This is a genomic window from uncultured Senegalimassilia sp. (genome assembly GCF_934630535.1).
In the GTDB taxonomy this organism is placed as follows: Bacteria; Actinomycetota; Coriobacteriia; order Coriobacteriales; family Eggerthellaceae; genus Senegalimassilia.
Map to the genome: position 1 here is coordinate 52,204 of NZ_CAKTVU010000004.1, position 24,336 is coordinate 76,539.

Annotated in this window: 18 protein-coding genes; 12 read left to right on the top strand and 6 right to left on the bottom strand. The window is 63.9% G+C overall.

Annotation, left to right across the window (positions count from 1 at the left end; translation table 11 throughout):
- Positions 1-32: 32 nt before the first annotated feature.
- Together selB and selA are read right to left on the bottom strand one after the other, a co-directional pair.
- Positions 33-1,967, bottom strand: a complete 1,935-nt coding sequence (selB, locus tag Q0D52_RS03795) for a selenocysteine-specific translation elongation factor (RefSeq protein WP_294380252.1) — start codon at positions 1,965-1,967, stop codon at positions 33-35.
- A gap of 6 nt (positions 1,968-1,973) precedes the next feature.
- Complete coding sequence (selA, locus tag Q0D52_RS03800) at positions 1,974-3,437, bottom strand: L-seryl-tRNA(Sec) selenium transferase (protein WP_294380255.1); 1,464 nt, start codon at positions 3,435-3,437, stop codon at positions 1,974-1,976.
- A 253-nt stretch (positions 3,438-3,690) separates the two neighbouring features.
- On the opposite strand from selA, the gene Q0D52_RS03805 reads away from it, so the two are divergent.
- The 4 genes from Q0D52_RS03805 to Q0D52_RS03820 all read left to right on the top strand — a co-directional run bounded on the left by Q0D52_RS03805 (position 3,691) and on the right by Q0D52_RS03820 (position 6,864).
- Positions 3,691-4,533, top strand: coding sequence for a formate/nitrite transporter family protein (locus Q0D52_RS03805; protein WP_294380257.1), 843 nt, complete (start codon positions 3,691-3,693; stop codon positions 4,531-4,533).
- Between the two features lie 238 nt (positions 4,534-4,771).
- Positions 4,772-5,950, top strand: coding sequence for a double-cubane-cluster-containing anaerobic reductase (locus Q0D52_RS03810; protein ID WP_294380259.1), 1,179 nt, complete (start codon positions 4,772-4,774; stop codon positions 5,948-5,950).
- A gap of 53 nt (positions 5,951-6,003) precedes the next feature.
- Positions 6,004-6,603: a sulfurtransferase-like selenium metabolism protein YedF gene (yedF, locus tag Q0D52_RS03815; protein WP_294380261.1), complete on the top strand. Its 600-nt coding sequence runs from the start codon at positions 6,004-6,006 to the stop codon at positions 6,601-6,603.
- 18 nt (positions 6,604-6,621) lie between these two features.
- Positions 6,622-6,864: a DUF3343 domain-containing protein gene (locus Q0D52_RS03820; RefSeq protein ID WP_294380263.1), complete on the top strand. Its 243-nt coding sequence runs from the start codon at positions 6,622-6,624 to the stop codon at positions 6,862-6,864.
- A 149-nt stretch (positions 6,865-7,013) separates the two neighbouring features.
- Here the strand turns inward: Q0D52_RS03820 and selD are convergent, their stop codons facing one another.
- Entirely contained in the window at positions 7,014-8,075 is a 1,062-nt protein-coding gene (gene selD / locus Q0D52_RS03825; RefSeq protein WP_294380427.1) for a selenide, water dikinase SelD, read from the bottom strand.
- A gap of 177 nt (positions 8,076-8,252) precedes the next feature.
- On the opposite strand from selD, the gene Q0D52_RS03830 reads away from it, so the two are divergent.
- From Q0D52_RS03830 to Q0D52_RS03855, 6 genes are all read left to right on the top strand, one after another.
- Positions 8,253-9,020 (top strand): acyl-CoA dehydratase activase, encoded by a 768-nt coding sequence (locus Q0D52_RS03830; RefSeq protein ID WP_294380264.1) that lies wholly within the window; start codon positions 8,253-8,255, stop codon positions 9,018-9,020.
- 177 nt (positions 9,021-9,197) lie between these two features.
- Positions 9,198-10,331 carry an aminotransferase class V-fold PLP-dependent enzyme gene (locus tag Q0D52_RS03835; RefSeq protein ID WP_294380266.1) on the top strand — a complete coding sequence of 378 codons (1,134 nt, stop codon included), beginning with the start codon at positions 9,198-9,200 and terminating at the stop codon, positions 10,329-10,331.
- Positions 10,332-10,384: 53 nt separating this feature from the next.
- Positions 10,385-11,656 carry a glycosyltransferase family 4 protein gene (locus tag Q0D52_RS03840; RefSeq protein ID WP_294380268.1) on the top strand — a complete coding sequence of 424 codons (1,272 nt, stop codon included), beginning with the start codon at positions 10,385-10,387 and terminating at the stop codon, positions 11,654-11,656.
- Positions 11,657-12,014: 358 nt separating this feature from the next.
- Positions 12,015-12,602 carry a bifunctional pyr operon transcriptional regulator/uracil phosphoribosyltransferase PyrR gene (gene pyrR, locus Q0D52_RS03845; RefSeq protein ID WP_294361090.1) on the top strand — a complete coding sequence of 196 codons (588 nt, stop codon included), beginning with the start codon at positions 12,015-12,017 and terminating at the stop codon, positions 12,600-12,602.
- 3 nt (positions 12,603-12,605) lie between these two features.
- Positions 12,606-13,550: an aspartate carbamoyltransferase catalytic subunit gene (locus tag Q0D52_RS03850; protein ID WP_294380270.1), complete on the top strand. Its 945-nt coding sequence runs from the start codon at positions 12,606-12,608 to the stop codon at positions 13,548-13,550.
- Entirely contained in the window at positions 13,534-14,826 is a 1,293-nt protein-coding gene (locus tag Q0D52_RS03855) for a dihydroorotase (RefSeq protein ID WP_294380272.1), read from the top strand. The genes Q0D52_RS03850 and Q0D52_RS03855 overlap by 17 nt, the downstream gene beginning before the upstream one ends.
- A 61-nt stretch (positions 14,827-14,887) precedes the next feature.
- Here the strand turns inward: Q0D52_RS03855 and Q0D52_RS03860 are convergent, their stop codons facing one another.
- From Q0D52_RS03860 to Q0D52_RS03870, 3 genes are all read right to left on the bottom strand, one after another.
- Positions 14,888-16,084 (bottom strand): MFS transporter, encoded by a 1,197-nt coding sequence (locus Q0D52_RS03860; RefSeq protein WP_294380275.1) that lies wholly within the window; start codon positions 16,082-16,084, stop codon positions 14,888-14,890.
- A gap of 795 nt (positions 16,085-16,879) precedes the next feature.
- Positions 16,880-18,067, bottom strand: a complete 1,188-nt coding sequence (locus tag Q0D52_RS03865; RefSeq protein ID WP_294380277.1) for an MFS transporter — start codon at positions 18,065-18,067, stop codon at positions 16,880-16,882.
- Positions 18,068-18,160: 93 nt separating this feature from the next.
- Positions 18,161-19,357: an MFS transporter gene (locus Q0D52_RS03870; protein ID WP_294380280.1), complete on the bottom strand. Its 1,197-nt coding sequence runs from the start codon at positions 19,355-19,357 to the stop codon at positions 18,161-18,163.
- Between the two features lie 371 nt (positions 19,358-19,728).
- On the opposite strand from Q0D52_RS03870, the gene carA reads away from it, so the two are divergent.
- Both carA and carB read left to right on the top strand, forming a co-directional pair.
- The gene (gene carA, locus Q0D52_RS03875; protein WP_294380282.1) at positions 19,729-21,087 is read left to right on the top strand and encodes a glutamine-hydrolyzing carbamoyl-phosphate synthase small subunit; all 1,359 of its coding nucleotides are present in this window, start codon (positions 19,729-19,731) and stop codon (positions 21,085-21,087) included.
- Positions 21,080-24,334, top strand: coding sequence for a carbamoyl-phosphate synthase large subunit (gene carB / locus Q0D52_RS03880; RefSeq protein ID WP_294380284.1), 3,255 nt, complete (start codon positions 21,080-21,082; stop codon positions 24,332-24,334). The genes carA and carB overlap by 8 nt, the downstream gene beginning before the upstream one ends.
- Positions 24,335-24,336: the final 2 nt, after the last annotated feature.

The window sequence follows — 24,336 nt, forward strand, 5'->3', positions numbered from 1 at the left end:
CCTTTCGGGCTCCTTTTTTCATGTCGTTGGGTCTATACCGTCAGCTCGCGGGCGTCGCCGACGCGGCGGGTGACGCCCGTATCGTCGAAGTGCTCGAGCACGGGGATGGCGTGCTTGCGGCTCAGTCCCATGGCGTCTTTAAGGTCGGCTGCAGAAGCAGGGCCGTTGGCCAATGCGTCCCGCACCGCCTGTTCGAGAGCGGCAAGCGCGGCGGCATCGAAGTAGAAGTCCTCGCTGGCTTTGACGGCGCGGCCTTGCTTCTCGAGCAGCCCGAGCGCTTTGTAACCTTGCTTCGGTGCGATGTCGGCTTGTGTGAACAGGTCGGCTACCGCGGGCGGCTTCGGGCCAGCTGCCGCCAACAACTCGGCCAGCTTGTCGGCGTTGCCCTCCTCCAGCTTTCGGGCGCCGGCTCCGGCTTGCGGGTGGCTGATCGTGCCGTCATAGGCTACGGCTTTGCCCTCCGCGCATGCGCGTGCAAGCACCGCATCGAAGGCGTCGGGCGCGCAGCGGGGCATGCAGGCTTGGCGCAGCGCTTCTTTCGACATGCCGGTTGCGGCGGGGTTTGCGCTATGGAAGCGAAGCAGGGCGTTCTCGATCGCCCCCGAAAGCTTCTGAAGCGTGCGCTTGCTTGCGAATCGCACGCTTGCCCCCGCGGCCCCTGAAAGCTTTTCGGCGGCGCTCCGCGCGGCGAGCGCTTCCAGCTCCTCGGCCGCGTTCGCAAGGGAAAGCCCGGTTGCGTGGGCGATGTCGGCGGGCGTCACGGGGAACTCCGCCGCGTCGAATACGGTTCTCACCGCTTTCGCGCCATCGCCTTCGCGCAGCGCCTCGAGCAGCGCGCGGTCCGCTTCGCTGACCGTGGTGGTGCGCTTCGGATGGGCGCGCAGCACCACGCCGCCGCCGATCACGTGCACGGGGGAGTACGATCGGATGACGAACCGGTCACCGTATGCAACCGGTACATCGCTTTCGGTTCGAATCTGCGCTGCAGCCGTTTGACCACGGGAAATGCTCTTCACGCCATCCATGAGCAGCACGCGGCCGATGCATTCCGTGGTACCGTGCGCAACGTGGACGCGGCATCCGGTTTCCAGCGGCTTGTCCTGGCCGGGGATGCCCAGGTAGGTGATATCGGCGTCGAAGTGGTCGGTGGGCGTGACGGCGTCGGGCGTGCAGATGAAGCTGCCCGGCCGCACGTCATCGGTTGATACCGCGTTCAGGTTCAGCGCGGTGCGGTGACCCGATGCGGCCTGCTCGACCGCCTGCCCGTGCACCTGGATGCCTCGGACGCGCGTGCGCAGGCCCGAAGGCAGCACCTCCACCTCGTCGCCTACGCGGGCCATGCCGCTCCAAAGCGTGCCTGTGACCACGGTGCCGGCGCCCTTGATGGTGAAGCTGCGGTCCACGGGCAGGCGCATCGCCTTCTGCTCGGCTCGGCCGGCGGTGGCGCGGGCCGCAAGCTGTATGGCTTCCCGTAACTCGTCCAAGCCCTGCCCGGTTCGCGCGGAAACGGGCACGATGGCGGCCTGCGCATACGGCGTGGATGCCAGGCGGCTGCGCACCTCGTCTTCCATGAACAGCGCCCATTCCTCATCCACCAGGTCGCACTTCGTCAGCGCCACCACGCAGGTGGGCACCGCCAGAAGCTCGAGCACCGCCAGGTGCTCCTCGGTTTGCGGCATGATGCCGTCGTCGGCGGCGATGCACAGCAGTGCCGCGTCGATGCCGGTGGAGCCCGCGATCATCTGGCGCACGAAGCGCTCGTGGCCCGGGACGTCGACCACGCCCATGGCGCTTCCATCGGGCAGTTTAAGCTGAGCGAAGCCGAGCTCGATGGTGATGCCGCGCTGTTTCTCCTCGCTCAATCTGTCGGGGTCGGTGCCGGTGAGTGCTTTGATCAAGCTGGATTTCCCGTGGTCGATGTGGCCGGCGGTTCCCAGCACCAGGTCTCGTTTCGAATCGGTTGCCATGGTGCGCTACGCATCCTTTCCCGCTTCGATGGCCGTGAAGTAGCTGGCCACGGCGCAGGCGATCTCGGGGATATCCTCTTCGGTGATGGTGCGCGCGTCGAACAGCACGCACTCGCGCTTGATGCGCCCGATTACGGGTACGTCCCGCTTTCGCTGCAGATGCTCCTCGCAGCCTTGCGCGTCGCCGGATTGGAATCGCATGCGTACGCAGAACGTGGGGATGTCGCACATGGGAAGCGATCCTCCTCCCGCACGGCCCGTTTCCTCAACGATCTCCAGCTGCGCCTGCTCTGGCGTCACGCGCTCGGCCAAGGCCGCCATCAGCGCCTTGGCGCGTTCGCGCACCGTTTCGGCGTCTTCGGTGAGCATGCGTAGGGTGGGGATGCGGCGAAGCGCGTCCTCGGGGTCCAGATACAGGCGCAGCGTGGCCTCAAGGGCGGCGAGCGTCATCTTGTCCAGGCGCAGCGCGCGGGCGAGCGGGTGCTTCTTCAGGCGGTCGATGTATTCCTTGCGGCCCACCACGATGCCGGCCTGCGGGCCGCCGAGCAGCTTATCGCCCGAGAAGCTGACCAGATCGCACCCTTCGGCAAGCGATTCGCGCACCGTGGGCTCGGCGTATTCGCCGAACACATCGAGGTGCATGAAGGCGCCCGAGCCCTGGTCCTCGTAGACGAGCAGCTCGGGGGCGGCGGCGCCCTCGGCGGCACGGCGGGCGTTTTCCGCATCGGCGATGCGGCGCAGGTCGGTCTTCGAAACGCTTTCGGTGAAGCCGATCATGCGGTAGTTGGAAGGGTGTACCTTGAGCAGCATGGCGGTGTCGGGCGTGATGGCGCGTTCGTAGTCGAAGGCGTGGGTTTTATTCGTGGCGCCCACCTCCACCATGCGGGCGTTGGATTGGGCCATGATGTCGGGGACGCGGAAGCTGCCGCCGATCTCGACGAGCTCGCCGCGGCTGACGATGGCCTCGTGGCCGGCAGCGAACTCGGCGAGCACCATCATGACGGCGGCCGCGTTGTTGTTCACGGCGATGGCGGCTTCGGCACCGGTGAGCGCGCAGATGAGGTGCTCCACATGGTTGTGACGGCTGCCGCGCGCCATGTTCTCGATGCTGTATTCAAGCGTGGAATAGCCGCGCGCCGCCTCCACCACCGCCTGCACGGCGGGCTCGGCGAGCACGCTGCGGCCGAGGTTGGTGTGGATGACCACGCCGGTTGCGTTGATGACGCGCCTGAGGCTCGGGCGCAGCGTTGCGAGCGCGCCGTTGACGGCATCGGTCAAGATAACCTCGACGTCGACCTCGTCCGCCTCTCCTGCCAAGATGAGCTGGCGGTGCGCATCCACGGCCGCACGAGCGCGGTCGACGAGCATCGAGCGGGGGACGATCGCCTCGAGCGCCTTCATGGGAGCGGCTTGCATAAGCTCTTCGACCTGGGGCAATGCGCGTAAAAGGTCGGTACGTGGTTCGGGCATGGATCCTCTTTCCTTATAGCGTGCGGCGACGCCGTGTATGCAGGGCGCCGCGGGTTTTCCGGCTCTCAATATAGCAGGCAGGGCCGTGGCGGCTCGGGGCAAGGCGGCAAGTGCGCCAAATGTCCGGCAAATGCTATCGCAGACGGGCCAATTCACGCCGTTCGCGCCAATGAGGTCGTTTCATGCGCGTAGCCATGCAAGAATTACCGTGTTTTTCCTACAGACGAGACATCGCGAACAGGGGGAGGTTTCCATGGCAATGGATCAATCAGATGTGAAAGCCCTACGACCTGATGCGCTCGGCCCCGCCGAGATCGAGGCGAAGGCCGAGACGCTGGCCGAGGGCAAGGCCGGCATGGCGGGCGCGAAGTGCTTCGTGCTGGCAATGCTCGCCGGCGCGTTCATCGCGTTCGGCGCAACGTATTTCCTGGTGTTCTTGGGCGATTCGGCCGTGCCGTTCGCCGCTCAGCGCATGGTCGGCGGCATCTGCTTCAGCTTGGGCCTGGTGCTCGTGCTGTGCTGCGGCGCCGAGCTGTTCACCGGCAACATGCTCATGGTCACGGGCCTGGCGTCGAAGAAGATCAAAATCGGCGGTCTGGTGCGCAACTGGGTCATCGTGTGGCTGGGCAACCTGGTCGGTTCGCTTATCGTGGTGGCCCTCATCTACTGGTGCGGCGTCGGCGCGATGAACGGGGGCGCCGTGGGCGATGCCATGGTGTCGGTGGCCGTCGGCAAGGTCACCCCCGCTTGGCTCGTGCTCATGGCCAAGGGCATCATGTGCAACGTCATGGTGTGCCTGGCGGTGTGGATCGGCTTTTCGGCGCGTACCGTGGTTGATAAGGTTCTCGGCATAATGCTCCCCATCAGCTTCTTCGTTGCGGCCGGCTTCGAGCACTGCGTGGCGAACATGTTCTTCCTGCCCACGGGCCTGCTCATGAAGTCCGCCGGGTTCGGCGCGGCGGTCGCCAACGCCGGCGCGCTTGATGTGACGGCTATCCTGTTCAACCTGTCCGCCGCGACGGTGGGCAACATCATCGGCGGCGTCCTGGTCGGCCTTGCCTACTGGTTCGTGTACGCCAGGAACAGCGCGAAGTAGCGTTGCGGTTGCGCGTTTCCCGTCCATTTCGACTTTGCGAACGGCACTTGCGGATTGCAGGTGCCGTTTTCGTTTTGCGCGGCGGCGCGGTTGCACGGCGGTGCTATAGTCGGTTGAAAGTCGCGCTGTTTTCTGCCATCGGGCGCGCTATATCCTGCTCCCGCAAACATGCTTGCGTTCTGCGCGCATGTGCATTTGCGTGCGCATCATCACAGACGAGAAACGAATAGAGGCTTTCATGTTCGATCCCGCAAACGAGCCGGCGGTGCCCATCGACCTGCCCGGCATCTACGACACCTTCGACGAGGCGCGCCGCGCCAGCTTCGTCAACGCCATGAACTACAAGCAGGAAGGCGGCAAGCTGTGCGGCTATCTGTGCTCGTACAGCCCGCTTGAGCTGGTCGATGCCGCGGGCGCAGGCGCGGTGGGCCTGTGCGGCATGAACAACGAGACCATCCCCGATGCCGAAACGGTGCTGCCGAAAAACCTCTGCCCGCTCATCAAGGGCACGTACGGCTTCGCGCTCACCGACAAGTGCCCGTTCACCTATTTCAGCGACATGATCTTGGGCGAGACCACCTGCGATGGCAAGAAGAAGATGTACGAGCTGCTTGCCGACATCAAGCCGGTGCACGTCATGCAGCTGCCCCAGGCCCGCAATCGCAGCTATGCCGGCGATATCTGGTACGAGGAATGCAAGCTGCTCAAAGAGGAGCTTGAGCAGCGCTTCAATGTGGAGATCACCGACGGGGCGCTGCGCGAGGCGGTCCGCAAGCGCAACCGCGTCCGTCGCGCCATGATGGATTTGTACAACCTGCAGCAAAACGAGCCCCCTGCCATGAGCGGCGTGGAGCTTATGGCCACCTTGCTACGCGCCACGTTCAGCTTCGACGTGGACACCTACGCCCAAGCCCTCGAGGACCTGGCGGAAAAGCGTCGCAGCGCCTACGAGGCGGGGGAGCGGCCGGTTCCCGCCAGCGCCAAGCGCATCATGATCACGGGCTGCCCCACCGGAGGCGTCATCCAGAAGGTGGGCATGACCGCCGAGCGCGCCGGCGGCGTGATCGTGTGCATCGACGATTGCTCGGGCGAGCGCACGCAGGGCATGCTCGTCGATGAGGACGCTCCCGATATCCTTCGCGCCATCTCCGATCGCTATCTGCAGATCAATTGCTCGGTCATGTCGCCCAACGACGGCCGCATCGAGCATATGATGGACATGGTGGAGAAATACAAGGTCGACGGCGTGGTCGAAGTGGTGCTGCAGGCATGCCACACCTTCAACATCGAGGCCGTGCGCGTGCAGCGCGCCTGCGAGCAAGCCGGCGTGCCTTACATGAAGCTTGAGACCGATTATTCCACCAACGATGCCGGCCAGGTGGAAACCCGCCTGGGCGCGTTCATCGAGATGCTGTAGCTCATTGATTCGCGCAAGTGCGGCGCGTAAAACGCCGCGGAAAGGAGATGCTCATGGAGAAGCTCGATTGCAAGGGACAGGCGTGCCCGTTGCCTGTGGTGAACGCGAAGAAGGCCCTTGCCGGCATGGGCGAGGGCGCCCTTGAGGTGCTGGTGGACAACAAGACGGCCATGCACAACCTGGAGAACCTCGGCAAGTCGCTCAAGGTGGAAACGGCTTCCGAGCAGCGCGGCGAAACCGAGTTCGCCGTGACCTTCACGAAGGGTGCTCAAGCTGCCGCCGAGGTATGCGAGGAATGCCAGCCGCTCGTGCCGGCGGGCAGCAAGGTGGTCGTGCTGTCGAGCGAGCTCATGGGCGCAGGCGACGACGAGCTTGGCGCCACGCTTATGAAGGCTTTCGTGTTCGCGCTCACCCAGCAAGACGAGCTGCCGGCGGCCATCCTGGCCTACAACGGCGGCGTGCATCTGACCGTCGAGGGCAGCCCCGTGCTCGACGACCTGAAAAAGCTCGCCGAAGCCGGCGTGGAGATCTTCAGCTGCGGAACCTGCCTCAACCATTTCGGCATCGCCGATAAGCTTGCGGTGGGCGAGGTGACGAACATGTACGTCATCGTCCAAAAGCAGCTTGAGGCCGGCGTCGTCGTGCGCCCCTAACCGTTGGCGGTATGCAAGATGCAGCGATGCAAAACGCCGCATGCGGTGGTGACCTTCCATAGCACGGCCGATGCGATGGCCGTGCAGGCCGCCGCGGCCGGAGGCGTCCTGCCGGGGCGCGTCATCCCGGTGCCTTCCGAGATTTCGGCGGGGTGCGGCCTTGCCTGGAGCGTTCCGGTCGAGCAGCGCGAAGCGCTCGAGCAAGCGCTTGGGCAGCGGGGGCTTGCCTTCGAGGCTATCACCGAAGTGGATCTGTACTGAACGCAAGGGGAGCCGTCGTTTGACGGCTCCCCTTGTTTTGCGTCTTGCCTGTTGCAGCTATATGCGCCGCCGGGTCGACCGTCGCATTGCCTGATGCGCGGTCGTGCGCGGCGCCTGATCGGCGCCCTGCGATGCGCCGTCCTTCGCGCTTACCAGTTCACGAAGATCTTGCCCGCCGGACCGGCTTCGAACGTTCCGATGCGGGTGGGTTTGCGTCCCTGGCGCTGTTCGCATTCCGCCTCGAAGCGGCTTGCGTTTTCCGGTGGGATGGCCACAAGCAGGCCGCCGGAGGTTTGCGGGTCGCACAGCACGCCCATGCGGTCGTCGTACTCGAAGTCCTCGATGCCGCCTTGTTCCACAAACGCGTTTGCCCAGTCGATGATGCCGAACGTCTTGCCGGGGCGGCAGTAGTCGCATGACAGTTCGTACACGCCGTCGAACAGGGGCAACGCGTCCCAGTCCAGCCGAGCCGCGCAGTGCGACGCTTCGAGCATCTCGTGCAGGTGCCCGGCAAGGCCGAAACCGGTGACGTCGGTGCACGCGTGCGCGTCGCATTCCAGCATGGCCTCGGCTGCCGCGCGGTTGAGCTCCATCATGCCGTCGATGACCGGGCGCAAGTCCTCGTCGGTTCGCAGCTTCGCCCGCAGCGCGGCGTTCATGATGCCCGTGCCCAGCGTTTTCGTGTAGTACAGCACGTCTTCTGGCAGCGCCCCGCCGTTTCGCACCATGCGCTCGGGGTGCACCAGGCCGAATACGGAAAGGCCGTACTTGGGCTCGTCGTCCTCGATGGAATGGCCGCCCACCACGAACGCCCCGGCTTCGCGCACCTTGTCCGCGCCGCCGCGCAGCACGTCTCCCACCACTTCGGTGCCCATGCAGCTGGGGAAGGCCAGGATGTTGAGCGCGGTGACGGGCCTGCCGCCCATGGCGAACACGTCGGACAGGGCGTTGGCCGCGGCAACGGCGCCGAACTCATACGGGTCGTCGACCACTGGCGTGAAGAAGTCGAGCGTCAGCACTGCGGCGTTGTTTTCGTCCACCTGCCAAACCGCCGCGTCGTCTGCGGTGTCGAAGCCTAGCAGCAGGTTCGGATCGGGCACGGCCGGCGCGATATCGCGCAGAATCTCGGAGAGGTCTCCCGGACCCCATTTCGCCGCTCAACCGCCTTTGTCGGTGAGCGTGGTCAGGCGTATGCGATCGCCGTCGCACATGGCGCCGCTCGCGGGGTTGTCCGTGCTCATGCGCGGTCCTTTCTTATGGGGTCGTGTCGGTATCATTGCCAGTATAGTATAGTCGCATGAAGGTATGCATCTATTTGCATCAGATGCGAAAGCGTCTGATGGGGTGCGGTTTCATGGGCTTGCAACGAAAGACAGGGAGCATCGGGTATGGCGGGCATCGGCATCGACATCGGTTCCACGGCTACGAAGGCCGTCGTGGCGGACTCTTCGGGCGCCATCGCGTTCAAGCTGGTCATCCCCACCGGCTTCTCAAGCGTCGAGGTTGCCGAGCAGGTGCGCGGCGCGCTTGCCCGCGAGGGGTTCGAGGCGGGCGAGATGCCGGTGGTGGCAACGGGCTACGGCCGTGTGGCGGTGCCGTATGCGGACAAGGTGGTCACCGAGATCACCTGCCACGCTCGCGGCGCATCGGCGCTGTTCGGCGAAGACGGCACCGTCATCGACATCGGCGGGCAGGACACCAAGGCCATCGGCCTTGCCGGCGGCAAGGTGCGCAAGTTCGTCATGAACGACAAATGCTCGGCGGGGACCGGGCGCTTCCTGGAAATCATGGCGGACCGTTTGGGCGTGAGCCAAGCCGAGCTTGCCCGCCTGGCCGCGGCCGGACAGCCCACCGTCATCTCCAACATGTGCACCGTGTTCGCGGAATCCGAGGTCATCTCCTTGGTGGGCAAGGGTGAGCCGCGTGAGAACATCGCCCGCGGCGTCATCGATTCGGTGGTGGCGCGCGTGTGCACGCTGGTGGGGCAGGTCCCTGCGGCGCGCTATCACCTGACGGGCGGCCTGTGCGAAAACGATTACGTTCGCTCGCGCTTGGAGGCCGAGCTGGGCTCCCCGGTAGGTTCTTGCCCCGACGCACGTTTCGCGGGGGCTTTGGGCGCGGCTATCACCGCCGCCGAGCTCGAAGGCGCAGCGTAGCGTTTCGGGCCCTTGCCGACGTTGCTGTTCGCGGATGGGCTGTGCGGCTTCCGCCTCGCGGTCCATCATGCGCGTTTCGCGGGCGCATCCGTCTTTCTCGATCTGTCTTCATGATGCTCTCAAGATTCCGGTGGAAACCGGTAACCGATATCACCTTCAAACGATTGGGTATATGCCATGATCTATCTGGATAATGCGGCCACCACCATGCATAAGCCCCAGGCCGTCATCGATGCGGTATGCGGGGCCATGTCGTCTTTCGGCGGCCCGGGGCGCGGGTCGCATCAGGCGGCCCTCGATGCGAGCATGGCGGTGTTCGGAGCGCGCCAGGCGGTTTCCAACCTGCTCGACGCCTGGGGCGCCGGCAGCGTTTCGTTCGCTTTGAACGCCACCATGGCGCTCAACATCGCCATCGAGGGGCTGCTTCCTGCGGGTGGCATCGCCGTGACCACGGCCGCTTCGCACAATTCCGTGCTGCGCCCGCTCAATCGTGCGCGTGACGAGCGCGGCTGCCAGGTGCGCGTTGCCGCCATCCTGCCCGATGGCTCGCTTGATTGGGAATCTTACGAGCGCGCGGTCGTCGGCGCCAGCTTGGTCGCGGTCACGCATGCTTCCAACGTCACCGGCGATGTGTACGACATCGAGCGCATGGCCGCCGCCGCCCATAAGGCCGGCGCGCTGTTCATCCTCGATGCAGCGCAGACCGCCGGCGCATGGGCGTTCTCGGCATCGGGCATCGGCGCCGATGTCGTGTGCTTCACCGGTCACAAAAGCCTGTACGGGCCGCAGGGCACTGGCGGGCTATGCGTGCGTCCGGGCCTTGATGTCGCGCCGCTTGTGGAAGGCGGTTCGGGCGTTCACAGCTTCGACGAGCGCCATCCGCGTTTCATGCCCGAGGCTCTTGAGGCGGGTACGGCGAACGCGCACGGGTTGGCGGGCCTTGCGGCGGGGTGCCGCTGGTTGGGCGAGCGCGGCGTGGCCGACGTGCAGGCGCACATCGAGGGCCTGGTCGCGCGTTTCCTGGACGGCATTGCGGACATCCGCGGCATGCAGGTCCTCGGCGGCGGCTCAGGGCGGCGTTGCGGCATCGTCGCCGTCAACGTCGGCGATGCCGATTCCGGCGAGATCGCCGACAGGCTCTCGCAGGGGTGGGGCATATGCGTCCGTCCCGGCGCGCATTGCGCCCCGCTCATGCACACGGCGCTCGGCACGCAGCAGCAGGGGGTGGTGCGCTTCAGCTTCGGCGCCATGAACTCGCTGCAGGATTGCGACGATGCCCTGAACGCATTGCGCGATATCGCCCGCTCATAGGGTCTCCCGCGACGCTTCCGAACCCAATGCTTTCAGTTCCCGAAAGGACCTTCATGCGCATCCTCTGCATATCCGCCCAAAAGCCCGATAGCACCGGCAGCGGCGTGTACCTGGCAGAAACGGTGGCCTCCATGGCCGCCGCTGGGCACCAAGTCGCCGTCATCGCCGGCATCGATAAGGACGACTCGCCGCAGCTCGCCCCCGGCGTCGAGTTCTTTCCGGTGCGTTTCCGCACGCCCGAGCTGCCTTTTCCCGTGTGCGGCATGAGCGACGTCATGCCTTATGAGGCCACGCGATATCGCGACATGACCCCGGAGATGGTCCAAGCCTTCCGCAGCGCGTTCGGGCAACGCATCCGACAGGCGGTGCTCGACTTCAAGCCCGAGGCGATCATCTGCCATCATCTGTACCTGGCCTGCTCCACGGCTTGCGACGTGCTCGATGAGCTTGCCGGTGAAAATCGGTTACCGGACGCGAATGGGGAAGCGGCGGGTCGGAAGGGGCGCCCGTGCCCGATCTGGGCGGTTTGCCATTCCACCGACCTTCGCCAGCTGCGCAACCATGACCTTGAGAAGGACCGCATCATGGCAGCCGTCCGCTCGCTCGATGGGGTGATGGCGCTGCACAAGGCGCAGAAGGCCGAGATCGCCGAGTTGTTCGACCTGCCTGCCGATCGCATCCACGTCGTGGGGACCGGCTACAACTCTCAGGAGTTCGCTCCTCGTGGCGGCCTGCGCGCCGCTCGGCCGTTGCGTGTGTTGTATGTGGGCAAGATCTGCCGCGCCAAGGGTGTGGAAAGCCTCATACGCGCCATGGACCTGTTGCCCCTCGACCCGCAGGCCGTGGAGCTATGCCTGGTCGGCGGCTACAGCGACCAGGTGCAATACGATCGCATCGTGAAGCTGGCCGGTGGCTGCCGTTTCCCGGTGGTGTTCGGCGGGCGCGTCTCGCAAGACGACCTGGTGCTGTCCTATAACCGAAGCCACGTTTTCGTCCTGCCCTCGTTTTTCGAGGGGCTGCCGCTTGTCACGGTGGAGGCGCTTGCAAGCGGGTGCCGAGCGGTGGTCACGAGCCTGCCCGGCGTTCGCCCGTGGCTCGATGCGAGCCTCGCCGATGCCCCCGTCTCGTTCGTGGAACCGCCGCGCATCGAGGGCGTCGACGTGCCCGCGCCCGAAGATCTGCCGGCCTTCGAGCAGCGTCTTTCGGAAGCGCTGCGGGAGCAGCTTGAAGCGGCTGCGGCGAGCCCCCTTGAGGGAACCGGCTTCGATGCCACCGCCGTGTCCTGGGGTTCTCTGGCCGCCCGCATGGCCGCGCTGGTCGGCTAGCTTCCGCGTGAATCGCATCGGCGGGTGGGGCCGACTCGCCCATCTGCGCCCGCCGATTGCGCCTCGTTGCATAAAATCCGACCGCTCGGGTTGTTTTTTCGATATTCGGGGTTGTCAAACCGCGCCTGTCCGCATAAACTGCCAACAGTTCCTTTAAATGCGGTACAGAGAGACCGACAAGGTAACACCCGAATCGCTCGCTTTCACAAGAGCGGATCTGAGATGAAGCCTTTGTCAGCCGCAAAGGCGTTTTTTATGCCTTGCGACATGGCGTCAAGGTTCGGGCGGGCCGAAAAACTCGGCGGCTTTCCCGAAAGACGTGTCTGTCTGTACGCACTCGACTAGAGAAAGGGTGTGTATGACTGACGCAGGGACGGTCAAGAACGTCTGCATGGACGCAGACGAGATCGAGCGCTCTCTGATGCGTATCGCGCATCAGATCCTCGAGACCAACAAGGGCGCGGACAACCTCGCGCTCGTCGGCATCGTCACGCGCGGCGACCTGCTCGCCAAGCGCCTGGCTGAGAAGATCGAGCAGATCGAGGGCACGAAGGTGCCGCTCGGCAAGCTTGACATCAGCTTCTACCGTGACGACTTCGCCACCCACTTCGCCCCCGAAGTGCATTCCACCGAGATCGACTTCGATATGGACGGCAAGGACGTCGTGCTCGTCGACGACGTGCTCTTCACTGGCCGCACCATCCGCGCCGCGCTCGACGCGCTCATGGACATCGGCCGCCCGGCTCGCGTGGAGCTGGCCGTGCTGGTGGACCGCGGGCATCGCGAGCTTCCCATCCGCGCCGATTACGTCGGCAAGAACGTGCCTTCCGCCGCACAGGAGAACGTGCGCCTGTTCCTGGAGGAAGTGGATGGCAAGTCCGAGGTCGAGATTCTGGAAATGTCCGACGGCGCGCACATCGGCGCCGCACCGCTGGGAGGTGAATAGGGAATGGCTTTCAACCATAAGCATCTTATCGACATCACGGAGTATTCCGCCGATGACATCATGGCCATCCTGGAAACGGCCGTGAAGTTCAAAGAGGTCAACGAGCGTCGCATCAAGCAGGTGCCCACGCTCAAGGGCTTCACCGTGGTCAACATGTTCAACGAGCCGTCCACCCGTACGCGCTCGAGCTTCGAGATGGCCGAGAAGCGCCTGTCCGCCGCAAGCCTGAACTTCGGCGGCAGCTCCACCTCCTCGGTCAAGGGCGAGAGCCTGGTGGACACGGTGGAAACGCTGTGCTCCTACAAGATCGACATGATCGTCGTGCGTGACAAGCACGCCGGCGTGCCGCGCAAGATCGCCGATGTGTCCGGCGTCCACGTCATCGATGCAGGCGACGGCAAGCACCAGCATCCCACGCAGGCGCTGCTCGACCTGTACACCATCTGGCAGACCAAGGGCCGTCTCGACGGCCTGAAGGTCGGCGTCGTCGGCGACATCGGGCACTCCCGCGTGTGCGGCAGCCTTATCCCGGCCCTGAAGATCATGGGCTGCGAGGTCACCGCCATCGCCCCGCCCACGCTGCTGCCTGCATGCCCCGAGGTGCTCGGCGTCGACCACATCTCGCACAACATCGACGAGGTGCTCCCCGAGCTCGACGTCGTGTACATGCTGCGCATCCAGCGCGAGCGCCTCGAGGGTGCGCCGTACCCCAGCCTACGCGAGTACAACATGCTCTACGGCCTCACCGAGAAGCGCAACAAGCTCATGCGCCCCGACTGCATCGTCTGCCATCCCGGCCCCATCAACCGTGGCGTCGAGCTGGATTCCTTTATGGCCGACCACCCGGAGCGTTCGGTCATCCTTGACCAGGTCTATGCCGGCATCCTGACCCGCATGGCCGCCCTGTACCTGCTGCTTGGAGGGAGCGAAGATGGCATTACTGCTTAAGAACGCGCACGTGATCGACCCTCAGGTCGGTCTGAACGAAACCGCCGACATCCTCATCCGCGACGGTAAGATCGTCGAGATCGGCAAGGGTCTTACCCTGGAGAAGGGCGTCGAGCGCGACCTGGCCGGCAAGATCGTCGTACCGGGCCTGGTCGACATGCACGTGCATCTGCGCGAGCCGGGCTTCGAGCAGAAGGAAGACATCGCCAGCGGCACCCGCGCCGCAGCCCATGGCGGCTTCACGGCGGTGTGCGCCATGCCCAACACCAACCCGGTGGTCGACAACGCCGTCGCCGTCGAGTATGTGAAGTCCATCGCCGCCCAGGCCGGCAAGTGCCGCGTGCACGTGTCCGGCTCCTGCTCGCAGGGCCTGAAGGGCGAGACGCTCTCCGAGATGGGCGACATGGTCGCTCACGGCGCCGTTGCCTTCACCGATGACGGCCGCGGCATCCAGGCAGCCGGCATGATGCGCCGCGTCATGGATTACGCCAGCCAGTTCGGTCGCGTGATCATGAGCCATTGCCAGGACGAGGACCTGGTCGGCGACGGTCAGGTCAACGAGGGCGTCGCCTCCACGCGCCTGGGTCTTCTGGGTTGGCCGGCAGAAGGCGAGGAGCTGCAGATCGCCCGCGATATCGCCCTGTGCCGCCTGACCGGCTGCAAGCTGCATATCCAGCACATCTCCACCGCGCGCGGCCTTGACATGGTGCGCGCCGCCAAGGCCGAGGGCCTGCCGGTCACCTGCGAGGTCACCCCGCATCACCTGTTCCTCACCGAGGACAACATCGGCGACGATTACTCCACGGCGCTCAAGGTCAACCCGCCGCTGCGCACGGCTTCCGACGCCGAGGCCCTTATCGCCGGCGTGGTCGACGGCACCGTCGACGCCATCGTCACCGACCATGCCCCGCACACCGCATGGGAGAAGGACCGCGAGTTCGAGCTGGCGCCGTTCGGCATGATCGGCCTGGAGACCAGCCTGGGCCTGGTCATCACCAACCTGGTGGCCACCGGCAAGATCTCTTGGGAGCGTATGACCGAGCTCATGGGCGCCAACCAGCGCGCCATCCTGGGCGTGGAGCGCGTGGCGCTCGAGGCCGGCTGCACCGCCGACCTGACGGTCATCGACCCCGAGGCCGCCTGGACCGTCGACGCTGCGGACTTCTGCAGCAAGGCGAAGAACTCCGGCTTCATCGGGGCCGAGCTCACCGGCCGTGCAACCGACGTGTACGTCGGCGGCTACGCCACCATGGAAGACGGCAAGATCGTCGAGTAATCGCGAACCCAGCCTGCACATGAAGCGGGGCATCACCTCAACGGTGATGTCCCGCTTTCGTTTACTTGCGAATCGACCTAAGTCCCATGATGGCTCCGGGGATCATGGCGCAGGCTCCGATAACGGACACCAGCGCAAGTACGTTCGCCAGCGTGGTGGTTGCGGCAAGCGCGCTCATAAGGACGCTGATGATGGTGGTACCCGCATATCCGCCGAAGTTGATGAGCGAGATCACGGTGGCGCTTTCCGACGGGTCGCTGTAGCTCACCAGCAAATGCAGGCTAGCGGACAAGATGATGCCGCAAGCGACTGCGAACACGAAGCATAGCGGCAAGAACACAATTTTCGCCCCCGCGTTCAACGCGAAGAACAGGCCGGCGCAGGTTGCGAACATCAACGCGTTGCCGCCTCCGAGCGCAAAACGCGTAGAGGTGCGAGCGGACATGGGGCCTCCCAGCGCGCTCGGCGCCATGGCCAGTGCCAGGATGATGGCGGGAAGCAACGGGTCCGTGGAACCGAAATACTGCACGGCAGCCGGCGTCGAAAGCGATTGGAAGAACATCCCGATTCCCCAGGCGGCGATATAGCATCCCGCGGCGATGGGAAAGACCCCATGCAGGTTTTTGGGCACATGCACCAGCGGCCTGACCGCATGTCGTACCGTGATGCGATGCGTGACCGTCTCGTGCGTCAGGGGCAGCAACGCGCAAATGAGCAGCATCGCTGCAACGAATGCAACGTACACGATCGCATAGCATTGCGAATATATGGCGAAAACCCCGATGCCCAACGATCCTACGGTAAGGCCGATGAGCGCGCCGGTGCTGGCCATGGTGGTGCCGAACGTACGGTGGTGATGGGATGTGCAGTCGAGCACGAACGCCGAGGTGGCGCTCATGGTCAGCCCGCATGAGATGCCTTGTACCAATCGGGCTCCTTGCAGGACCGTAGCGCTTGGCAGCCACGCGAACAATGCGCAGCTTACGGCCCCTGAAATCAATGCGGCTGCTACTAAGGGCTTGCGCCCGAGGGCATCGGATAGGGACCCGCCCATGAACAGCACGAAAACCACGCCCGCTAGATAGTAAACGGTGGTCATCGAGATATCGGAATCGGTAAGCCCCAACGTGATCTGGTAGTCTGCGTAAAGCGGTATGGGTACCGCTGCGGCTGCGAAGGCGGCAACCAGGGCGGCGGTGGCGATAAGCGCGCTTCGCCAGCTTTCCGCGGTTTTGCCGTCGTTATCTATCTCAGTCACAAGCACATCGTCCTTTCTTTGACTATTCTGAATCGGTTTTGCGCTGCCCGGCACATTGCCCGTGCCTCAACGCGCAGTCGTTCTGGCCTTGCATCGGCAGGACCGTATTAGAGAACTGTGTTGGATAGTCGCATAAGCGGGGGTAGCCGGTGATAACGCGCATTCGCGAAGCGGAAACCGTAACGAACCATGCCGACGTTTCAAGGTCGGACGGCGAAAACGGAATCATGCGGATGTCGGCTATGCGCGGGGCGATGAAGCGCGAAGTCCCGTTATCTTATGCTTTGGTGATTGTCCGGGGCGTGCGTGCAGCGCAACGGAAGCCAGCGACGCAGCGAGCGCGGTGATAAGGCCCTTGTGGCAACGATCTCATCGGGTAGCGGTACGGCACCCGGAGGTTGGCTTGTGGCTGATTCGGTCTGGTTCATCGGCTCGTCCTTGGCTTCGGTTCCCTCCTTTGTCGGCATCGTACATGGCCCTTGGCGCTTCGTCCAGGTGTCATTTTGGGAAAATCGGCCATGACCCGCATCCAGTTTGCGGCAAAGGAAGATTGCAACGAATAACAGCTGCATACAATATTGAGAATAGTGCTAAATATTGAATAAGCGTGCCGGTAAAACCGCACTCAGCGAATATCGTATCCTCAACAAGGGAACAAACAGAAAAGCTCGGGAATGTGCGTGGATTGCGCATAGCGTTCCCGAGCTTAGGATGTCCGGCCCTCGACTTCGTCGCCGTATTGAGGCGCATTCGGATATGTCCGGTTTCAAAAAAGGCAGGGGCTGCTCAGGCAAGCTATTTGCGCAGCGCCCTTGTTGCGAAACCAGGGATCATGAACACCATGGAGATGGCGAATCCCACCATAAGGACGGTGCCGAGCGCCATCGTGTTCGCGATCGCGCTCATTGCGATGCTCACCACGGTCGACCCCACATAGCCGGTGAAGTTGATCAGCGACACCACGCTTGCGCTGTCCGCGGGGTCGCTGTAGCTGATGAGCATGTGCATGCTGGCCGAAAGCAGGATGCCGGTGGAAACGCTGAACACGCCGTCGGCGATCAGGAAGGGCACCGTCATGCCCTTCGTCAGCGTGACCCACAAGATCGCGTAGGTGATGCACAGCAGCGCCGTGCCGCCGTACACGGCGAAGCGCGTGGTGGTACGGGCGGACATGGGGCCGCCGAGCGCGCTTGGAGCCATGGCAAGCGCGAACATGAGCGCGGGGATCAGCGGATCGGTTGATTGGAAGTACGCAACCGCAGCGGGGGTCGACAGCGACTGGAAGAACACGCCGGTGCCCCATGCGGCGATATAGCATCCGGCGGCAAGGGGGAATACCGGGCGCAGGTTTTTCGGGATGCGCACAAGCGGCTTGATGGCCTTGCGGATGGTGATCCGCTGCGTGACCGTTTCCTGCGCAAGGGGGAGCAGGATGACGGTGAGCGCCATCAGCACGATGAGCACGGCGAACAGGGGGGTGTAGTCGCGCGAGAACGTGGCATAGATGCCGATGCCCAAAGACCCGATCATCATGCCGATCAAACATCCGGTGCTTGCGATGGTGGTCCCGAACGTGCGATAGCGCTGCGAGGTGCAGTCGAGCATGAACGCCGAGGTGGCGCTCATGGTAAGCCCGCAGGAAACGCCCTGCACCATGCGCGCGACCTGCAAGGCGATGCCGTTGGGCAACCAGATGTACAGTGCGCAGGCAAGCGCGCCGAACAGCAGCGAGGCGGCCACAAGCGGCCTGCGTCCAAGCGCATCCGACAGCGAACCGCCGATGAACAAGATGGTCAGCACGCCGATCAGATACGACACCATGGTCAGCGAGATGTCGGCGTCGGTGAGGCCTAGGGCTATCTTGTACTCGGCGTACAACGGCACGGGCACCGCCACCGCAGCGAAGGTCAGCAGCATGGCGCACGCCGCGATGATGGCGCTTCTCAGGTCTCTTGCATTCGATGCGTTGCGGCTTTCGTTCATGTCCCCTCCTCGTCATTGCAAGCCCGACGGCATGCGCCGGAATCCTTCGAAGCATGGCGATCGATTCCGACGCAAAGGGCTTTTCGCTTGCTGTTATCCCCGTTGCTTGAACATCGCCACGCATCCCGGCACGATCGAGATGGCGGCCAGCAAAACGATGATGGCATACACCGTTGCCAGATCGAATGTGGCGGTGAGCGCGGTTTGGATGGTGGAGACGACGGTCGACCCCACATAGCCGCTGAGGTTGGCAAGCGTTACCACGCTGGCGTTCTCCTGCGGCGTGGATGCGCTGATGAGCATGTGCAGGCTTGAGGACAAGATCATGCCCGAGGTGATGGCGAACACCACCTCGATCAGCAGATAGGGGACTAGAACGCCTAGAAGCATGCATGCCTCCAGAGCGGCGGCCGCGCAGAACATGATGATGTAGCCGAAGATCATCGAGGGACGTGTGCCTATACGCGCGGAAAGCGGGCCTCCAAGGGCGCTCGGCGCCATGGCCAAGGCCAGCACCAAGGAAGGGATGAGCGGATCGGTGGCCGCAAAGTAGTCCACCGAGGCCGGTGTGGCCAGCGACTGGAAGAAAAAGCCGATCGACCATGTAGATATATAGCCGCCGGCAACGATAGGCAGCAGCCCGCGAAGATGTGCCGGCACATGCGTCATGGGCTTGATCGCCTTTTTCAGAGTGATGCGGTTGTGCACGGTTTCGGGCGTGAAGGGCAGCGCGAGCATCGTGATGAGCATGATGACCCCGAAAACGGCGAATACCTGCCAGTAGGCGGTGGACACCGTGGCGAAAAACCCGATGCCCAGGGACCCTACGGTAAGCCCGATCAGGTAGCCGGTGCTTGCGATGGTCATGCCGAAGGTGCGATGGCGCTCCGAAGTGCAGTCGATCACGAACGCCGAGGTGGCGCTCATGGACAGCGCGCAGGAAACCCCTTGTACGAAACGGGCGAACTGAAGCATCGGGCCGTTCGAGAGGCCCATGAACAGCAGGCATCCGGCAACGCCGCAGGCGAGCGCGGCGCCGACGGTCGGCCTGCGCCCGGAAGCGTCGGACAACGATCCGGCGAAGAACAGGACGGTCAGCACGCCGAACAGGTACATGACGATGGTCATGGACACATCGGAGGCGGAGATCCCCAGTTGCTGCTGCCATGTGGCGTACAGCGGGATAGGCGCGGAGGCGGCGGCGAACACCGTTACGAGCGCCACCGTTCCCACAATGGCGCCGCGCATCGCGCCAGGAGGCTGGCTTGTCGCCCGGTCGTCGATTCCCATTGATCTTCCCCTTTCCGATCTCTGAGCGTTTCCCCGTTTATCGGACATCCTACTACGCCAAGAAGGGTTCCCTCAATGGCAAATCAGCTTGAAATTCGCGTCCCACCTGGGGTTTATGTGCGCCTGCACAAAAATACGGAATAATTGCACTGCATATTACGTTAACAATAGGTAATAAAACCGCATAAATAGGAATTGAAACAGCTATCAAGATGTATACTGCTCGGAGTCCTTTAAGGGCGGTACGGAGAGACCGAAAAGGAATATGGCAGGCGATGGACGGCATTGGCGACATGCTGTTCGGCCCTCGACTTGCGGGGCCGCCGCGTCAAGGGGTCGGTTCGCGCTTGCCATCATGAAAGGAGTTGCATGTGAGCAACGTAACGGAACAGCTGCTACGCGGGACCTCGAAGGGGGTTGGCGTAAGGGCGGCTTTGGCTTTAGAGGACGGTTCGGTGTTCTTCGGCAGCGCACGCGGCGCCGAAGGCGAGGCGTTCGGTGAGATTTGCTTCAACACTTCGCTCGAGGGCTATCTCGAGGTGATCAGCGACCCGAGCTATGCAGGCCAGATCATAGCGTTGACTTATCCGCAAATCGGGAATTACGGCGTGAACCTTGAGGATGCGCAATCGGCCAAGCCCGCTTTGCGGGGCCTGGTGGTTCGCGATATGTGCGCGACGCCGAGCAATTGGCGAAGCGACATGCCGCTCGCCGAGTATCTGAAACGTAGCGGCGTGGTGGCCATCGAGGGCGTGGATACGCGTGCGCTCGTTCGTCACGTCCGCGATCACGGAGCCCAGCGCGCGATCATCTCCACCGTCGACGACGATGCGGAAAGCCTGCTGGCGAAAGTGCGCGCGAGCGAGAGCATCGTGGGGCAAAACCTTGCCGCCACGGTGTCGTGCGAGCGCCCCTATGCGCATACCGCCGACGATGTGCCGGACAGCGTGCGGTTCGCTTTGACGGAAGCCCCTGCTACCCGTTTCAACGTGATCGCCTACGATTGCGGCGTGAAGCGCTCCATCCTCGACGGGCTCGTGCGCGCCGGGTGCTCGGTTTCGTGCGTGCCGTGGGACACGCCGGCCGAGGACGTGCTCGCGCAGCATCCCGATGGCGTGTTCTTAAGCAACGGCCCCGGCGACCCCGATGCGGTTTCGGGCACGTATTCCCAGGTTGAGAAGCTGCTCGGCAAGGTGCCGATGTTCGGCATCTGCCTGGGTCACCAGATGATGGGCAAGGCCGCCGGCGCCGACATCGAGAAGCTCAAGTTCGGCCATCGAGGCGGCAACCATCCCGTGATGAACCTTCTCACGCGACGCGTGGAGATCACGGCGCAAAACCATGGGTTCGGCGTGCTGTTCCCCAGCATGGGCGAGCTTGTGCCCGAATTTTCCGGCGGGCATACCGAACATCACGATGACCTGCGTTTCTGGGTGCGCGCCGGCATCGCCCCCGTTGTGCGGAACAAGCGTTTCGGGCGCATTCAGCTCACCCACGTCAACCTCAACGACGGCACGGTGGAAGGCGTGGCGTTTTTGGACGTCCCCGCATTCTGCGTGCAGTACCACCCCGAGGCCGCCCCGGGCCCGACCGATGCGCACTATCTGTTCACGGCGTTCGCGCGCCTGATGGAGGGACGCAAGGATTATCTGGACATCGACATCGCCGTCGACCGCTTGGGCGGCTGGCGGTTCGGCGCCGAAGCAGCGAAGGAGCCCGCGAATGCCTAAACGCAACGATATCGAAACCATCCTGGTCATCGGCTCGGGCCCCATCGTCATCGGCCAGGCGTGCGAATTCGACTACTCCGGAACGCAAGCTTGCAAGGTGCTCAAGGAAGAGGGTTACCGCGTTGTGCTGGTCAACTCGAACCCGGCTACCATCATGACCGATCCTGCCATGGCCGACCGCACCTATGTCGAGCCTATCACCGCCGAGTTCATCGAGCGGGTCATCGCCCGTGAGCACCCGGATGCGCTGTTGCCCACCTTGGGCGGGCAAACCGGCTTGAACGCCGCCGTCAAGCTGGCGGAATCGGGCATCCTGAAGAAGTACGGGGTCGAGATGATCGGCTGTGATCTTGACGCCATCAAGCGCGGCGAGGACCGGAAGCTGTTCAACGAGTGCATGGCCGAGCTGGGCATCGAGACGGCTCGCAGCGATTACGCGTATCGCGTCGAGGACGCGCTGGCCATCGTGGCAAAGCTCGGGTACCCGGTGGTTTTGCGTCCGAGCTTCACCATGGGCGGTGCCGGCGGCGGCATCGCGCACAACGAAGATGAGCTGCGCCTGATCGTGCCGCAGGGCCTGGAGCTGTCGCCAGCCGGCGAGGTGCTCGTCGAGGAATCCATCGAGGGCTGGAAAGAGTACGAGATGGAGGTCATGCGCGACAAGGCCGGCAACGGCATCATCGTCTGCTCCATCGAGAACCTTGACGCCATGGGCGTGCATACGGGCGATTCCATCACCGTCGCCCCTGCTCAAACGCTCAGCGATGTGGAGTATCAGCGCATGCGCGCGGCAAGTCTGGCGATCCTTGAGAAGGTGGGCGTGGAAACGGGCGGGTCGAACGTGCAGTTCGCCGTGAACCCGCGAAACGGCCGCATGGTGGTCATCGAGATGAACCCGCGCGTATCGCGCTCCTCGGCGCTTGCATCGAAGGCTACCGGTTTCCCCATTGCCAAGGCCGCGGCGCGCCTTGCCGTCGGATACACGCTCGATGAGATCGTCAACGATATCACCAAGGCCACGCCGGCATGTTTCGAGCCGTCCATCGACTATTGCGTGGTGAAGGCGCCGCGCTTCGCCTTCGAGAAGTTCCAGGGCGCCGATGATGTGCTGTCCACGCGCATGAAGGCCGTGGGCGAGGTCATGGCGATCGGCCGCACGTTCGAGGAGGCGATGGGCAAGGCCATGCGCTCGTTGGAGAACGGGCGCGCCGGCCTGAACGCCGACGGCAAATGCAAGGACGTGCTGGAGGAGGACGGCTTCGACGACCTGGTCGGCCGTCCCACGCAAGATCGCATCTTCTATATGGCAGAAGCGCTGCGCCGCGGGTGGAGCACCCAGCGCATGCACGAGGCCACGGGCATCGACCCCTGGTTCATCGACCGTATGCGCGATATCGTCACCGTCGAGGAGAACCTTCGCGGGATGTCGCTTGACGGGCTTGACGCGCAAGCGTTTCGGCTGCTTAAGCGTATGGGCCTGTCCGACGTGCAGATTGGACACCTGACCGGGTCCGATGAGCTTGAGGTGCGCGCTCGCCGCAAGCAGCTCGGCGTCGTGCCTGCGTTTAAGACGGTCGACACCTGCGCCGCCGAGTTCCCCGGCACCACGGCGTACCATTACAAGACCTATGACGCCGACGAGAACGAGGCCGTTCCCACGCCGGGTCGCAAGAGCGTCATGATCTTAGGCGCCGGTCCGAACCGTATCGGACAGGGCATCGAGTTCGATTACTGTTGCGTGCACGCCAGCTATGCGCTGCGCGACGCGGGGTATGAGACGATAATGGTCAACTGCAACCCCGAGACCGTGTCGACCGATTACGATACCTCCGACAAGCTGTATTTCGAGCCGCTCACCTTCGAGGACGTTATGGACATCGTCGACGTTGAGCAGCCCGAGGGCGTGGTGGTCACGTTAGGCGGGCAGACCCCGCTTAAGCTGGCGGCGGCCCTGCAGGATGCCGGCGTCAACATCATGGGCACCAAGCCCGAGGCCATCGACCTTGCCGAGGACCGCGACCGGTTCCGTGCCGTATGCGACGAGCTCGACATCGCCTATCCGGCCGCCGGGCAGGCGACCACGTTCGAGCAGGCGCGACAGGTTGCCGCCGAAATAGGGTTCCCGCTGCTCGTGCGCCCGAGCTATGTGCTCGGCGGGCGCGGCATGGGCATCGTTTACAACGACGGGCAGCTGAAGCGCTATATGGCGGAAGCCGCAAAGATTACGCCCGATCACCCGGTGTATCTCGACCGTTTCCTCGAGGGAGCCGTCGAGCTTGACCTTGACGCATTGTGCGATGGCGACGAAACCTACGTCGGCGCCATCATGGAGCATATCGAGATGGCCGGCATCCATTCCGGCGACTCGGCATGCTGCACGCCGCCGTTCTCGCTTTCCGATGCCATCCAGGCGCAGCTGCGCTCCATCGCGCGCCGCTTGGCGCTTCGCTTGGGCGTGGTCGGCCTGCTCAACATCCAGTTCGCCATCAAGGACCAGGTCATCTACATGATCGAGGCGAACCCGCGCGCCAGCCGCACCGTGCCGTTCGCTTCCAAGGCCACCGGCGTGCCCCTGGCCCAGGCGGCGGCCCGCATCATGGCGGGCGAGAGCATCGCCGATCTGCGCTTGCCAAGCGATGAGCGGCGTCTGGACCACTTCAGCGTCAAGGAGGCGGTCATGCCCTTCGGCCGCTTCCCGGGCGCCGATACCATCCTCGGTCCCGAGATGAAATCCACGGGCGAGGTCATGGGCATTGCGGAGAACTTCCCGTGCGCGTTCGCCAAGACCCAGCTTGCCATCAGCTACAAGCTTCCCGAGGGCGGAACGGTGTTCGTGAGCGTCTGCGACCGCGACAAGCGCGGCATCGTGCCCATCGCACGCGACATCGCGCGTCTCGGCTTCCATATCGTGGCTACCTCGGGTACGGCGCGCACGCTTCGCGCAGCCGGTGTAGACTGTACACCGGTGAAGAAGATCAGCGAAGGCGAGCCAAACGTGCTCGACATGCTGATCGACGGCAAGATCGCCCTGATGGTCAACACGCCGTTCGGGCATGCTACCCGCGACGATGGTTACGAGCTTCGCACCGAGGCGGTCAAGCACGGCGTCACGCAGATCACCACGCTTGCGGGCGCCCAGGCCATGGCGGCGGGTTTGGAGGCCATGCGCGCCAACGGGCTGTCGGCGATCGCGCTGCAAGACCTTCCGCAGCACTCCTTGCCGATCGAGGGGGATTCGGCGCGGTAAAG

Coding starts and splice junctions, on each gene's coding strand:
- selB (WP_294380252.1), bottom strand. CDS start 1,967: ATGGCAACCGATTCGAAACGAGACCTGGTGCTGGGAACCGCCGGCCAC.
- selA (WP_294380255.1), bottom strand. CDS start 3,437: ATGCCCGAACCACGTACCGACCTTTTACGCGCATTGCCCCAGGTCGAA.
- Q0D52_RS03805 (WP_294380257.1), top strand. CDS start 3,691: ATGGCAATGGATCAATCAGATGTGAAAGCCCTACGACCTGATGCGCTC.
- Q0D52_RS03810 (WP_294380259.1), top strand. CDS start 4,772: ATGTTCGATCCCGCAAACGAGCCGGCGGTGCCCATCGACCTGCCCGGC.
- yedF (WP_294380261.1), top strand. CDS start 6,004: ATGGAGAAGCTCGATTGCAAGGGACAGGCGTGCCCGTTGCCTGTGGTG.
- Q0D52_RS03820 (WP_294380263.1), top strand. CDS start 6,622: ATGCAGCGATGCAAAACGCCGCATGCGGTGGTGACCTTCCATAGCACG.
- Q0D52_RS03830 (WP_294380264.1), top strand. CDS start 8,253: ATGGCGGGCATCGGCATCGACATCGGTTCCACGGCTACGAAGGCCGTC.
- Q0D52_RS03835 (WP_294380266.1), top strand. CDS start 9,198: ATGATCTATCTGGATAATGCGGCCACCACCATGCATAAGCCCCAGGCC.
- Q0D52_RS03840 (WP_294380268.1), top strand. CDS start 10,385: ATGCGCATCCTCTGCATATCCGCCCAAAAGCCCGATAGCACCGGCAGC.
- pyrR (WP_294361090.1), top strand. CDS start 12,015: ATGACTGACGCAGGGACGGTCAAGAACGTCTGCATGGACGCAGACGAG.
- Q0D52_RS03850 (WP_294380270.1), top strand. CDS start 12,606: ATGGCTTTCAACCATAAGCATCTTATCGACATCACGGAGTATTCCGCC.
- Q0D52_RS03855 (WP_294380272.1), top strand. CDS start 13,534: ATGGCATTACTGCTTAAGAACGCGCACGTGATCGACCCTCAGGTCGGT.
- Q0D52_RS03865 (WP_294380277.1), bottom strand. CDS start 18,067: ATGAACGAAAGCCGCAACGCATCGAATGCAAGAGACCTGAGAAGCGCC.
- Q0D52_RS03870 (WP_294380280.1), bottom strand. CDS start 19,357: ATGGGAATCGACGACCGGGCGACAAGCCAGCCTCCTGGCGCGATGCGC.
- carB (WP_294380284.1), top strand. CDS start 21,080: ATGCCTAAACGCAACGATATCGAAACCATCCTGGTCATCGGCTCGGGC.